Below are 13473 nucleotides of genomic sequence, written 5' to 3' on the forward strand. Positions count from 1 at the left end.
CTGGTCGAACGCAGGTAACGCCGCTCCGGTTTCCAAGGTTCATGCTCGACGGGCGGCCTCCATTAAGTCAACCGATATAGACGTTCCGCTGGCTCGATTCGAACGTCAATACCCTGCGCTTTGCGCACGGCACCCACACAAGTCACAAGACTTCCAAGTAACTTAAAGCACTAAGACGTGTTATGAAGATTAGGACGACACGCCAGACGAAAAGCGATACCTTCGTCCAATTGTTGCGCACACCAGCGTGTGATGTACTAGTGCCACTAGTTGAAAGCCGTTTTGATCAGCGCGCGGATATTCGCGGTTTGTCCCTGACCTGCAATGTTTTGGCTCTGGGGAGAACCCAGCCTGTAGTCGCACAACTCAACTGGTGAAGAGTTCAGGCCTCGGCGATGCGGTCATCGCCACGCCAGTTTCGGGTCGTCACAGATCCACAGGTTCGGCATGCAGATGCCCATCAAGTCACCCTGATCCCACGGCGATGCAGCGCGAAAAGCCCCCATGGCAGAGCGACAACTCACGATCAATGCCCCTTGCGACTCAACCCCGCGGACGCTCACAACATAGTCGCGACCCATCATCACGCCACATCTGTAATGAACGCTATAAAAATAGCTTGACGGCATGAGCGGGCCTCTCTATATTTAGAACGTTCGCTACAGAAATAGACGAAGCAGATGTCTGGAGAACGTAGTTGCATGCGCCGCCCAGACAGTAGCGAGGATCACCCTGATGTCTCCGGCAGTCTTTTAACAATCCGTAGTGCTAAAGGTTAAGGTAAATATCATGTCCAAGACAGTTCTCATCACCGGCACCTCCAACGGTTTCGGCAACGACATCGCCCGGACTCTGGCCGCGGCCGGTCACCGCGTTTTCGCCACCATGCGCGACGTCAACGGCCGCCATCGCGAAGCCGCGCAGGAACTTAATTCGCAGGGTATCGAGACACTCGAACTCGACGTGACGGATGACGCAAGCGTCGACGCTGCGTTCAAGGCGCTGTTCGCCAGGACCGGCGGCACGATTGACGTCGTGATCAACAACGCCGGTGTCGCGGCCGGTGGAATTCAGGAAACCTTCACGCCCGAGCAGACCCGCGCGATGTTCGACGTCAACGTCTTCGGTATTCAGCGTGTGACGCGCGCCGCCCTGCCGAGCATGCACAAGGCCAGGGCTGGACTGATCATCAACATCGGCTCGATTCTCGGCCGTGTGACGCTGCCGTTCTTCGCGTTGTATGGCGCATCCAAACATGCCGTCGAAGCCGTCACGGAAGGCTATCGCTATGAACTGTCGCAGCAGGGCATCGACGTCGTGCTGGTTCAGCCCGGTCCGTATCCGACCAGGCTTTACACGGCCATCCAGAAGCCCGCGGATATCGGTCGCGCGGAGAGCTACGGCGATCTCGTCAAACTTCAGACGGGTTTCGAGGAGTTCCTGGGCGGTCTGTTCAGCTCGGAAGGCGCGCCCGATCCGCATGACATCGCCAAGGCCCTCGTCGATCTGATCGCGCAGCCCAATGGTCAACGCCCGAACCGCGTCACGGTGGGTCTCGATTTTGGCGCCATCGCGGCCAACACCGCCATTCAACCGATTCAGGCCAAGCTCGTCGCTGACATCGGCATGGCGCATCTCGACACGCTGAAGGTTGGCTAACTCGATGGTCGATTGAGTTTCTCCCGTGCTTAATCTGCGCTGGTCAGGCTAGGCACGGGAAGTATCGAAGCCATTTCATGGCTATAGATTGAAATGCATCGCTTCGTCTGAGGCAACGTAACGACCTAAGATGCCGCAAAGAAATAGAAGGTCAGCGATCAGATTAGTGGCGCTCAATCGTGCGAAAATCTGAACATCGAAAGCAGGAGTTTGGCCAAGGCACTTGAGTGCGCGAGGCACCCTCAACGTAGGCGTTCGACAGAATCCGCTATCCGTTTCCCAACAATTTCTCGGTTTTATGCATGAGCAACCTGCCGGCTATAAAGAATCTCGATGGCCTCATTGTCGGATCAGACGGCCTCGCGCGACCGGCGTGGGCAACGGAAGGTATGCTTCAAAGCTACTACGACACCGAATGGGGAATGCCCGTTCGTGGCGAACGGGAAATGTTTGAACGAGTGTCGCTCGAGGTCTTCCAGAGCGGGCTCTCGTGGGCGACGATCTTGCGGAAGCGCGACGCGTTCCGGGACGCGTTTCACGACTTCGATCCCGATATCGTGGCTAAATTCACCGACGCAGATGTTGAGAGATTAAAAGCCAATACCGGCATAGTCCGGAATGTTGCGAAAATCTCCGCGACGATCAGTAACGCGATTGCAACTGTTCGTCTGCGTGACGCCGGCGGCCTCGCTGACTTCATCTGGTCGTTTAAGCCGGCCGCGACGCCAACGCCCGAAAAATTCAGCGATATTCCGACGTCATCCAAAGAGTCGACCGAACTCAGCGCGGCGCTTCGCGCTCGTGGATTCAAATTTGTCGGGCCCACCAACATGTTCGCGCTGATGGAAGCCGTCGGCATAGTCGATACCCACCTGGTAGGGAGTCATCGACGCGGGAGTTCCGGCGTCTGGGTGGTTGAAAGCAGAAACTCAGTTAGCTGAGTTGTTAAGCGAACTGACGTCCCAGTTCACAAGCGACCGCCGGCAGATTTAGCTCCCCTCAACCGTCACCCAACGGCAAATGCTCCGCCTCCCACTCGCGGCGCGTCTTCTCCAACTCTTCGGCGAGCAATTTCTCATCGGGAAGCGCCATGTGATACTCCGCGGCGAGTACCTTGTTGGGCAGACCTTCCAGCGCGTAACGCGCAATGGCCGCATTGGTCCGCGCGCACAGGATCAAACCGACCGGCGGGTTTTCGCCGGGCAGAGTCCAGTGCTCTTTTGCATAGTTACAGTACATATGCATCTGACCCGCATCGGCGTGGCTCAACTCGGTCAGCTTCAGATCGATAATCACGAGGCAACGCAGCCGCCTGTTATAGAACAGCAGGTCGATCCGATACCAGCTGTCGCCAATGCGCAGACGCCGTTGCCGGCCCACGAACGCGAAATCACCGCCCAATTCCAGCAGAAAATCTTCCAGCCGATGAATGAGCGCGTCCTCCAGATCGCTTTCGGAGTATTCGTCTTTCAGGTCGAGGAACTCGAGGACGTACGGGTCCTTGATGGCCTGCTCAGGAGTCACCGTGTCGGCGGACTGCGCGACCGCGCCCTTCTCTAGCATTGCATGCTTATTTTTCGACAGCAGCGTGCGCGTGTAGAACTGGCTCCCAATCTGGCGCTCCAGTTGCCTGACACTCCATCCTCCACGCATGGCCTCGGCTTCGTAGAAACTTCGCTCTTCCGGGGAACGCGTGCGTCGCATCAGACGGACATAATGTGTCCACGACAGCGGAAAGCGCTCGGCCAGCTGCTCGATCGAGAAATTCCGAATCGGTGATTCGGTTTTCCGCGCGACGGCCCTGCTCGACGATTTCCGAATCGCCGATTCGGAAATCGCGACGTCAGGATAGGTCTGGTAAAAAAGTCGCATCAACTCCAGATTGTCGACGCCAAACCCGCGCCCAAACCGCATCGTGAGGTCGCTTGCCAGACGCTCCAAGAGCGCCTGCCCGTAAGCCGCACGATCGCGTCCTCCCTGCTCGGCTTCAACGATCCGGCGACCAATCTGCCAGTAGGTGGCCGTCATCAGTGCGTTGACACTTCGCGCCGCGGCCTGCCTGCCCTGTTCCAGCAACGCGACCACGGCGCCCAGCATCTTGCCGTAGTCGTCTCCGGAGAGAATCACATCTGTCATTGTGTCCGTTCCATGGGCATCGTCGATCCCAACCGCAAAATGTAAGCTGACATCTATTGTCCATCACTAACCGTGCAAGGAACAGTCGCGAGGGCCGGCCCGGCCCGATACCGGCCAAAGGAGAATGGACCTGGTCGCGCCACGCGAAACGAGCGGGTGCGACCGCCTACGAAAAGCGCGGTCACGGATACGCAGACGCCCTCACGCCTAACCGAACAAAGGCAGCGACGCCTGCTGTCCGCCATGAGTCGGCCTCGGCCGTTCGGCGCGTTCAGCAAGGATGCGCCGGATACGCGCCAGCGACTTCTCGCCGGTCGCAGTAGGCGCGTGCGCAGCCGTGCGAAGCGGCGGCACCGTCAGGCCAAGCCGGCGGCAAACCGTGGATATGTATGGCTTGACCGGCCCGCATCGCGCCACGGCATCGGCAAACGCCGCGTCGCCGACCTGTTCCCTCGCCCACGCAAGCACGCGCCGATCGCGATCGTTGAGCACTCGTACCAGATGTTCCATAGCGCCTCCGAACTGTATGCATATACAATACTGTTAATATATACAGTGTTTTGGAAATTTGAAGGTCGGCCTGAAGGCAGGTCGGACAAAGCAAACCCGTGCGCCGGACCCCGCGCTACGGCCCGACGATGTTGTCCACGTAAGCCACTTCCGGTAAACTGGCTTTAAGGAGATGGCGTTCCTCCTTTAACCACCGCGTTCACCGCGGTTAATGACGCCTACAGTCACCTGACTTTCGTTGGGGCTGTAGGCGCTCGCGTCCGCATCCTCCCGTTGGTCAGGCCACGCAACATCGGCACATTGACCAATGCATAAACTCCCTCGTTTCGAACAACTGGAACTGCTGCCTTATCTGGGCAAATGGTTTCTCATCGCCTGCGCTGTCGCCGCTCTCTCGGGCAGCGCATCGGCCTTCTTCCTGATTGCTCTCGACCACGCAACCGCTTGGCGCGAAGCCCATCGATGGGTCATCTGGCTGCTGCCGGCGGCCGGCTTCGCCGTGGGCTATACGTATTACCGCCTGGGCAAGCCCGTCGACGCTGGCAACAACCTGCTCATCGACGAAATCCACGACCCGAAAAAGGTCGTGCCGCTGCGCATGGTGCCGCTCGTTCTCGGCGGCACGATCGTCTCGCATCTGTTCGGTGCGTCCGTTGGACGCGAAGGCACGGCGGTGCAGATGGGCGGCGCGCTGGCGGACCAGTTGACGCACCTGTTTCGCCTCGAACACGAGGACCGCCGCATCCTGCTGATGATCGGCATGAGCGCCGGATTTGCGTCCGTATTCGGCACGCCGCTCGCCGGAGCCGTGTTCGGTCTGGAAGTGCTCGCTATCGGCCGGATGCGCTATGACGCGCTGTTTCCCTGCATCGTGGCGGGCATCGTCGCCGATCAGGTCTGTCTCGCTTGGGGTGTTCACCACGTGCACTATGCGGTCGGGGCGATTCCGCTCATCAACGCGTGGAGCGTCGTCGCGGTCGTGATCGCGGGCATCGCGTTCGGTCTGGTCGGCATGGCGTTCGCGACCAGCGCGCACAAACTCGGCGCGCTCGTCAAAAAGACCATCCCGTATGCGCCGCTACGCCCGTTCGTGGGCGGCATCGTCATCGCGATTGCCGTCTGGGCGCTGGATGCCTATCACTACATCGGTCTGGGTATTCCCGATATCGTCCGCTCGTTTCAGCAGCCAATGCAGCCGTGGGACTTCCTCGGCAAATTCGGCTTCACGGTTGCGTCGCTCGGGACGGGCTTCAAGGGCGGCGAAGTCACGCCGCTGTTCTACATCGGCGCGACGCTCGGCAACGCACTGGCGCCGCTGCTGCATATGCCGTTCGCGCTGATGGCCGGGATCGGCTTCGTCGCGGTCTTTTCGGGCGCAGCCAATACGCCGGTCGCCACCACGATCATGGCGATGGAATTGTTCGGCACCGGTATCGGCCCGCTCGCCGCCATCGGGTGCGTCACGGCCTATCTGTTCTCCGGACATACGGGCATCTATCACGCGCAGCGTGTCGGCCATAGCAAACATCGAAAGCACCGGTTGCTGGTGCCAGCCGGCACGCGGATCGCAGAACTGGGCGGCTTCCGCCGGCAGAAAGTCGCGGCGGCATCAGTGACCAATCAGAAGCAGCCGGCCGTGCCCGCCGATATCGCTTTGACGACAGAGGAGCGCGATCAATGACCGAGGACAGCAACGACCAGCGTATCGCCGCGCTGCGCCTCTACTTCCCGCATGCGACGCGCGTACGCACGACGCGATTCTGGCATCACCTCGGCGCGCCGGCGCTCGCGCATCACCTGATCGCCGTGGCGAAGCGGGCCAATATTCTGCAGGCGATGCTGCATCACGTCAGTGCTGGATATCTGCCCGGCGAGCGGCTGTCGCATCACCATCCGGAAATCAGCGGGATGCGGCATCCGCAATGTCTGGAACTGGTGGACACCGAAGCGCGTCTGCGTCAGTTCATGCATGACCATGGCGACGAGTTGCGCAAGGTCCACGCGGTGCTCATGCTCTGCGAACTGCCGCTCACGCATTCACGTGCACCGCGTGCGCAGACAAACCCAGGCGCGGGGTAAATCATGGCCGGGGTCGACTCGCTTTTGCGATCAGCATGGGGCCGATCATCGGCGCGCTCGCGCCCTGCCTTCACGCGTTCCAGATACGCGCGAGCGCCGTCGCATAAACTTCATCGACCTGGTCGGGGTGACTGATATCGAACGCCAGGCTACGCAACCGGCCGTTGCCGAGCGAGTAGACCATGCAGTGCACGACGACGCTTTGACCTCTGGCCCAGGCGTCCTGCATCACCGTGGTATGGCAGACGTTTCTGGCCTGCTCCAGCACGTTCAATTCGCAGGCCACATCGGCCCGGCGATGTTCATCGAGTTCGCTCAAACGAGCCGAATGGCGCGCCAGGACTTCGCGCACATGCAGTATCCAGTTGTCCGCGAGCCCGACGCGCGTACCGGCAAGCGCGGCGTGTACTCCGCCGCAACCCGAATGTCCCACCACCATGACGTGCTCGACCTTCAGCACGTCGACCGCATACTGCAGGCACGCCAGACTATTGAGGTCCGAGGGAGAGACAACGTTCGCCACGTTCCGGTGCACGAACAGTTCGCCCGGCCGCAAATCGACGAGTTCATTCGCAGGAACGCGGCTGTCGGCGCAGCCAATCCAGAAATACCTGGGCGCTTGTTGCCCGGAAAGCGATGCGAAGAAACCGGGCTCTGCTGCCTCAGTCGCCTCGGCCCATGCCTGATTTCTACGTATCAGCGCTTCAATCGTTTCCATGACCCGCTGCCTCCGATGTATCGATGCTCAGTTCCACAATGGTCTGTCCATAGCCGATCAGTTCGCCTTCATCCACCAGCACCGTTTTCCGGATGCCATCGGCCGGCGCCAGGATCGCGCAGAAGATCGAGTCGACTTCCACGTAACCTACGTGCTGGCCTGCCCGCACTGCGCATGTCGCACTACCGTCTCCCTTGTCCTCATGCACCAGCGGATGAACGCTTCGGAACAAGCCCGAAGCTGGCGCGTTCGCCACTGCCGTTCTCGCTTCGACGGCAACCGCGGCTGGCTTCGTCTGAATCGCGTCCGACACGCGATCCGTTGCACGGTCGAACTTAACGCGCAATGTTTCAGAGCCGTTCTCTATGACGCACTCGGTCACGTCGGTGGCATCAAGCCGGGTCAGAATCCGGTCGATATCGTCCAGTGTCATACCTGCTGGGCCCCTTTGAACGCGCCGCTTTCAATCAGACGTTCGAGATGGTGAATGTCGATGCCGCCCTCGCAAAAGCCCGGCTCTTTCATCAGTTCGCGATGGAGCGCAATGGTCGAATCGATTCCCGCGACAACGGTTTCTTCAAGCGCCACCCGCATACGCGCAAGGGCCTGCTCGCGCGTCGCGCCGTGAGTGAGCAGTTTGCCGATCAACGAATCGTAGTTCGGTGGAATCGAGTAACCCGCATACAGGTGCGATTCGACCCGAACACCGGGACCGCCTGGCGCGACCCATTCGGTCACGCGCCCCGGCGATGGCGCGAAGGTCCATGGATTCTCCGCATTCAGGCGACATTCGATGGCGTGTCCATCGAACCGGATATCGGATTGCCGCACCGAAAGCGGTTCGCCCATCGCTACACGCAATTGCTCCGCAACGATATCGACACCCGTCACGAGTTCGGTAACCGGATGCTCGACCTGAACGCGCGTATTCATTTCGATGAAATAGAATGCGCCGCCTTCGTAAAGGAATTCGAACGTCCCCGCGCCGGTGTATCCGACATCAAGACACGCACGCGCGCACAGTTCGCCGATACGCGCTATCTCCGTGCGCGCAATACCCGGCGCCGGAGATTCCTCGATAATCTTCTGATTGCGACGTTGCATCGAACAGTCGCGCTCTCCCAGCCAGATTGCGTGACCGTGTTTGTCCGCAAGAATCTGTATTTCGATGTGACGCGGCGCTTCGAGGAAACGTTCGAGATACACCGTCGGATTGCCGAATGCGCGCCCAGCTTCTTCACGCGTCATGGCCACTGCCTGCAGAAGGTCGGCGGGCTCTCGCACTATCCGCATGCCTCGTCCGCCACCGCCGCCTGCCGCCTTCACAATCAACGGATAGCCGACACGTTCCGCGGCAGCCGAAATCTCCACGCTGCTTTCAGGTAGCGCGCCATCCGAACCCGGGACGCAAGGCACACCAGACGCCGTCATCGCGCGTTTCGCGCTGACCTTGTCGCCCATCAGCCTGATCGCGGCGGAACTCGGTCCGATAAAGCTCAAGCCTGCGTTCTCCACCATTTCCGCAAAGTCGGCGCTCTCGGAAAGAAAGCCGTACCCCGGATGAATCGCGCCGGCGCCGGAAAGCTGCGCCGCGAGGATGATTTCGCCTTTGCAGAGGTAACTCTTCGACGAGGGCGCGGGTCCAATACAAATCGCCTGGTCGGCGAGCGCGACATGTCGAAGCGTGGCGTCGGCTTCTGAATGCACCGCCACTGTTTTGAGGCCGAGCGCTTTGCACGCCCGCAGAACGCGTAGCGCGATCTCGCCGCGATTGGCGATGAGCACCGTATCAAACATGCGATGCCTCCAGTGGCTCGATCCCAATCAGCTTCGAGTCCGGCGCGACGGCCGCGCCGTCTTCCGCGAAAATACTCACCACGCGGCCGCTGCAATCCGCCTCGATCGTGTTGAGCAATTTCATCGCCTCGACGACACCAACGGTTTGCCCCACTTGCACCACGTCACCGACGCACACGAAGGGCGCCTGATCCGGCGCCGGCGCCCGATAAAAGGTGCCGGTCAGGCCGGCGCTTATCACATGTTGCGATTGCTTTGCCGGCACCGGATCGTCGATCTTCAACGGCACATCCGCAGAAGCCGATTCGGCGAACCGCGTGGACGCATCTGCGCTTACGCCGTTCGCTGCACGCACGAGCTTTACCTTCCAGTTGTCCACGGTACATTCGAGTTCGGTCACCGATGTACGCTCGATCAACTGGAGCAATCGGTTCAGTGTGTCATGGTCCATGAGCGCGGACCTCAAACGAACGGCTTGATGGTCACACCCGCGCCTTCGAGTACCCGGCGCAGTTCGGCGGCCATGTGAATCGCCCCGGGCGTATCGCTATGAACGCATATCGTGTCGATCTGCACGGGCAGCAGACGGCCAGAAAGGGTTTCAATCGCCCCGGCTTCGACCATGCGAAGCATCCGCGCCGCCGCTTGTCCGGCATCGTGCAATACGGCGCCTGGCGTCTTGCGGTCGACCAGATGACCGGCTTCGTCGTAGGCACGGTCGGCAAACACTTCACTGCACACCCGAAGACCGATATCGCTGGCAACCTTCTGCATGAGAGAGCCGGCAAACGTCATGCAGATCAAGCCGGGATCGACCGCCTTCATCGCGCGGGCGATTGCCGCGGCCACCTCGTGGTCCGTCTGCGTCAGATTGCCGAGCGCGCCGTGCGCCTTCACGTAAGTGATCGGATTGCCGGCGTAGGCCGAGAGCGCCTGAGCCGCGCCGATCTGATACGCCACCAGACGCTCGATTTCTCCTGCGCTGAACGGAATAATGCGTCGCCCGAAACCCCAAAGGTCGGGGAAGCCCGGGTGCGCACCCACGTTGACGCCACGCTCGCGCGCCATCGAAAACGTTCGCGCCATGATTTCCGGGTCTCCGGCATGCAGTCCACATGCGACATTCGCCGACGACACGATGTCGAGAATGGCTTCGTCGTCTCCCATGCGCCATGCGCCGAAGCCTTCGCCCATATCCGAATTGAGGTCGATGTGCAGGGGCTTTTCTGTTGAGTTCATTCGATGTCTCTCTAGTAATGGGTGGCTGGCTAGCCCCGCTGCGACATGAGCGTCAGCGTCCTGCGAAGCTTCGTTAATTCGGCGGTTCGGGCCCGCAGGGATTCGACGGCTTCGTTCACATCTGTCACGACGAACCTGATCCTCGAACCAATCGGCGCCTGTGCGAGTTTCCATAGATCCGCTTCGACCACCGTTGCGATTTTTGGATAACCGCCGCACGTGTTCGCCTCGGCCATCTGGATGATCGGTTGACCGGAAGGCGGAACCTGTATGGTGCCGGGGACGATTCCGTGCGAAAGCAGTTCGAGCGGGTCCGCCAGTCGTAAAGACGCGCCGCTCAACCGGTAGCCGACGCGATTGGATTCCGGAGTAATCTCGAACTCGGTGTCGGCAAACGACGCCTTCGCTTCGTCTGTGAATTGCGGATACTCGGCCGCCGTGACGACACGCACCGTCACGACTCCGGCCGACAATTCGCGCCAGAATTGCGGCAGGTCGGTCGGAACGACGCCGAGTCCCGATTCCCGAAAGCTACGTGCGGGCGCAGCGCGCACTTTGAGCGCGTCGCCGCGCCGGAGTCCGCGTCCTTCGAAACCGCCGAATGCGCCTTTGAGATCGGTCGAGCGCGACCCCATCACCGGTTCGACGTCGACGCCGCCGGCCAGGCAAAGATAGGCGCGCGCACCGCGCTTTGGTCGCTCGATGACAAGCGTTTGTCCGGCGCGGGCCGTGCGCCCCCACCACGGCGCCAGCACCGTGTCGTCCAACCAGACCGCGCAATCGGCGCCCGTCACCGCAAATTCCTGGTCTTCGGCGAAGCGCACGCGAAAGGGGAACAGACTGATTTCGATTGCGGCGTCCGTGGGCTCGTTGCCGACCAGCGCATTACCCACGGAAAGCGCGAGACCGTCCATCGCACCCGAACGACTGACGCCAAGACCCAGATGGCCGCGACGGCCTGCATCCTGAATGAGGTTAGGCGCACCGTTTGAAAGAATCTCGATCATGCCTGGATACCTTTCACGACAAACCGGACGCGGTCGCCCGGTTCGAACAGGCACACCGGCGATGCTTTCGCGTCGAACAGACAGGCATCGGTTCGTCCGAGCAGACGCCAGCCGGAAGGCGCCGTGCAAGGCATGACACCGGCCTGCGCGCCGCCGACGATGACCGTGCCGCGCTCGACATTCATGCGCGGAACACTTCGACGCGGTGCGGCCAGTTCCGGCGGCAAACCGGTCATGTACGCGAAACCGGGCATCGAGCCAACGCACGCCACGGTATACGTCGCTTCGCTATGACGGCGGACGTATCCGCTGACGGTGAGTCCCGCGTCGATCGACATCGCAACGAGGTCTTCGCCCGCCGCGCCGCCGTATATAACCGGCAGTTCGATCACCCGTTCGGATACGGGCCGCGCTTCGACGGTGTCCCACAATCGGAGTAACTCCGCGCTCGCTTCTTCAGGATGCAGATCCAGCGGATTGAAGATGAACAACAGGTTGTTCACGCCGAGCACGACTTCGGCCGTTCCTTGCGTGCCGAGCGTGTCCTCGATCTGCTTTGCCATCGCCAGCAGACGCATTTGCGTGGCTGCGTCGAAAATACCGGTGCCGGGATCGAGCAAGACGGCACCCGCGCCGGCAGCGCTCAACCTGGGCTGCGATTGCGGTTGCGGTTGTTGTTGCAACGGATTCAGGGGTGGCGAATTTTGTTTTGTCAGGGGCACGGCCCCTGTTGCAGACCCAGCACCGCACGATGTCTCCAACGTTTGAGCTTGCATGAATTACTCTTCCAACGGGTTGCAGGCAGTGGTATTTTCAACAGCGAAGATCGAATCGATCGTGTGGATGGCGAAGTTATCCAGCGAGAGCCGCGAGCATGCGTACGCATCACGCGGGACATCGAGGCCCGATCGGGCGAATGGCATTTCATGGGCTGTCATCGTGTTGATCTCCTCTGGCTCTTCTGTTCGTCGAATGAGCTATCGTCATCAGCCAATAAGTCGTGAGCAAACGGGATTTTGTGGGGGAGCCTGATAGATTTTTCTTGTGGCACTCGCGACAACAAACCGCTTGAAAATAGGAAGACCAAAGTGAATACCCGTTTTCTGGAAAGCTTCCTCGTGGTCGCCGAACTGGGTAGCTTCCGCGCCGCCGCCGATCGTCTGCACGTCACTCAGGCTGCCATTTCGAATCGCATTGCGTCACTCGAGGAAGAACTGAATGCGCGCGTGTTCGATCGCGGCCCCGGCGAATTGCGACTGACACCCGTCGGTCTGCGCCTCATCAGTTACGGCGAGCGAATGCTCGAGTTGCAGCAGGAGATGTTCTTGCTGGGCAAGACCGATCAGAACCTGCTGGGAAGCGTGCGAATCGGGGCCATCGACAGCGTAGTTCACACGTGGCTGGTCGACTTCATGCAGCATCTCCAGTCGTCGTATCCGGGCATCGAATTGCAGCTCAGCTCCGAATCGACGGAACGCCTGTTCCGCAGTTTGCGCGACGGCGACGTGGATATCGCCCTTCAGACGGACCAGCTGATTGGAGAAGGCATCGTGAGCAAGGCATGCTTGCCCATGACCATGGGTTGGGTCGGCCCCGCCGACGCGCCCGCCGAACTCGACAACAATCTTCAGCTCATCCTGAGTCAGCCCACCATTACGCTCAGCCGTGGCTCACAACCTTATCTCGTGCTCAAAGACCTCTACCGGCGGGCCGGCATGCCGCTCGGCAAGGTTCACTGCGTCAACTCCATCGCCGCGATCGTGGGGTTGGTGCAAAGCGGATTCGGCCGCGCGATGATGCCCTTGCCGCCCGTGCGTCGTGAAATCGAAAGCGGTGAACTCCGCATCATTTCCAGCGAGCACGCGCTGCCTTTGCAGGGCCTGGTGGTGAGCTATCTGGAGAGCCGCGCATCGGACGCTATCCGGTTCGTCGCCGAACTGGCGTGTCAGGAAGCCGACCGTTACATGCGGGCCATGCATGCACCTTTCGCACCGGCATAAAACTCATGCCGATGCGGCGGCATTCAAGCCTCGGGCGCTTTCGCTCTGCCTTTTCGGTGTTTTCGGTACTTTCGGCGCCCGCTTTTCGACGTTCTGTTTCGCAAGACGAATCGCCAGGTCGAAACTCTTGTCGGTGCCAGCGTGCGTATTGTCGACACTGACGATCCATCGGTCTCCGGCGAGACACCAGCGGATCCGACGCTCTTCGAGCAGCACAGAGAACCAGCGCCAGATGGAAGCGTCGTCGGCGTTGGCGAGTGAAGCGGCCAACGCCCGCGTACGCCGCATCTCTTGAGAATCGGTCACAGGCTACCTCGTCGATTTCCGT

16 protein-coding genes and 1 riboswitch are annotated in these 13473 nt (G+C 60.5%); of the genes, 5 read left to right on the plus strand and 11 right to left on the minus strand.

What is annotated here, in order from left to right; all coding sequences use genetic code 11:
- The first annotated feature begins 789 nt into the window (after positions 1-789).
- Positions 790-1659, plus strand: coding sequence for an SDR family oxidoreductase (locus tag P3T18_RS02100; protein ID WP_429298249.1), 870 nt, complete (start codon positions 790-792; stop codon positions 1657-1659).
- 302 nt (positions 1660-1961) lie between these two features.
- Positions 1962-2600: a DNA-3-methyladenine glycosylase I gene (locus P3T18_RS02105; RefSeq protein WP_429298250.1), complete on the plus strand. Its 639-nt coding sequence runs from the start codon at positions 1962-1964 to the stop codon at positions 2598-2600.
- 58 nt (positions 2601-2658) lie between these two features.
- Here the strand turns inward: P3T18_RS02105 and P3T18_RS02110 are convergent, their stop codons facing one another.
- Together P3T18_RS02110 and P3T18_RS02115 are read right to left on the minus strand one after the other, a co-directional pair.
- Positions 2659-3795, minus strand: coding sequence for a PDDEXK nuclease domain-containing protein (locus tag P3T18_RS02110; RefSeq protein ID WP_429298251.1), 1137 nt, complete (start codon positions 3793-3795; stop codon positions 2659-2661).
- A 207-nt stretch (positions 3796-4002) separates the two neighbouring features.
- Positions 4003-4305 (minus strand): hypothetical protein, encoded by a 303-nt coding sequence (locus P3T18_RS02115; protein ID WP_429298252.1) that lies wholly within the window; start codon positions 4303-4305, stop codon positions 4003-4005.
- Positions 4306-4464: 159 nt separating this feature from the next.
- A riboswitch (Fluoride riboswitch) is annotated at positions 4465-4533 on the plus strand.
- Positions 4534-4612: 79 nt separating this feature from the next.
- Here P3T18_RS02115 and P3T18_RS02120 point away from each other — a divergent pair.
- Entirely contained in the window at positions 4613-5986 is a 1374-nt protein-coding gene (locus P3T18_RS02120) for a voltage-gated chloride channel family protein (protein WP_429298253.1), read from the plus strand.
- Positions 5983-6384: a hypothetical protein gene (locus tag P3T18_RS02125; protein ID WP_429298254.1), complete on the plus strand. Its 402-nt coding sequence runs from the start codon at positions 5983-5985 to the stop codon at positions 6382-6384. The genes P3T18_RS02120 and P3T18_RS02125 overlap by 4 nt, the downstream gene beginning before the upstream one ends.
- Before the next feature lie 70 nt (positions 6385-6454).
- Here the strand turns inward: P3T18_RS02125 and can are convergent, their stop codons facing one another.
- The 8 genes from can to P3T18_RS02165 form a co-directional block, all read right to left on the minus strand.
- Complete coding sequence (can, locus tag P3T18_RS02130; protein ID WP_429298255.1) at positions 6455-7102, minus strand: carbonate dehydratase; 648 nt, start codon at positions 7100-7102, stop codon at positions 6455-6457.
- Positions 7089-7535, minus strand: a complete 447-nt coding sequence (locus P3T18_RS02135) for a hypothetical protein (RefSeq protein WP_429298256.1) — start codon at positions 7533-7535, stop codon at positions 7089-7091. The genes can and P3T18_RS02135 overlap by 14 nt, the downstream gene beginning before the upstream one ends.
- A complete protein-coding gene (gene accC / locus P3T18_RS02140; RefSeq protein WP_429298257.1) occupies positions 7532-8899 on the minus strand; it encodes an acetyl-CoA carboxylase biotin carboxylase subunit in 1368 nt (455 codons plus the stop codon). Before accC ends, P3T18_RS02135 begins: the two co-directional genes overlap by 4 nt.
- Complete coding sequence (locus P3T18_RS02145; RefSeq protein WP_429298258.1) at positions 8892-9350, minus strand: acetyl-CoA carboxylase biotin carboxyl carrier protein; 459 nt, start codon at positions 9348-9350, stop codon at positions 8892-8894. The genes accC and P3T18_RS02145 overlap by 8 nt, the downstream gene beginning before the upstream one ends.
- An 11-nt stretch (positions 9351-9361) precedes the next feature.
- Entirely contained in the window at positions 9362-10138 is a 777-nt protein-coding gene (locus P3T18_RS02150; RefSeq protein WP_429298259.1) for a LamB/YcsF family protein, read from the minus strand.
- A gap of 29 nt (positions 10139-10167) precedes the next feature.
- Positions 10168-11145, minus strand: coding sequence for a biotin-dependent carboxyltransferase family protein (locus P3T18_RS02155; protein WP_429298260.1), 978 nt, complete (start codon positions 11143-11145; stop codon positions 10168-10170).
- Positions 11142-11792, minus strand: coding sequence for a 5-oxoprolinase subunit PxpB (gene pxpB, locus P3T18_RS02160; RefSeq protein ID WP_429298261.1), 651 nt, complete (start codon positions 11790-11792; stop codon positions 11142-11144). Before pxpB ends, P3T18_RS02155 begins: the two co-directional genes overlap by 4 nt.
- Positions 11793-11924: 132 nt before the next feature.
- On the minus strand, positions 11925-12083 hold the full coding sequence (locus tag P3T18_RS02165; RefSeq protein ID WP_429298262.1) for a hypothetical protein: 159 nt from the start codon (positions 12081-12083) through the stop codon (positions 11925-11927).
- Positions 12084-12233: 150 nt separating this feature from the next.
- Between P3T18_RS02165 and P3T18_RS02170 the strand changes: the two genes are divergently transcribed.
- Positions 12234-13145 carry a LysR family transcriptional regulator gene (locus P3T18_RS02170; RefSeq protein ID WP_429298263.1) on the plus strand — a complete coding sequence of 304 codons (912 nt, stop codon included), beginning with the start codon at positions 12234-12236 and terminating at the stop codon, positions 13143-13145.
- A 3-nt stretch (positions 13146-13148) separates the two neighbouring features.
- Here P3T18_RS02170 and P3T18_RS02175 read toward each other — a convergent pair whose 3' ends face one another.
- On the minus strand, positions 13149-13451 hold the full coding sequence (locus tag P3T18_RS02175; RefSeq protein ID WP_429298264.1) for a hypothetical protein: 303 nt from the start codon (positions 13449-13451) through the stop codon (positions 13149-13151).
- Positions 13452-13473 lie beyond the last annotated feature (22 nt).

It is taken from the genome of Paraburkholderia sp. GAS199, from assembly GCF_050436585.1.
Lineage (GTDB): Bacteria > Pseudomonadota > Gammaproteobacteria > Burkholderiales > Burkholderiaceae > Paraburkholderia.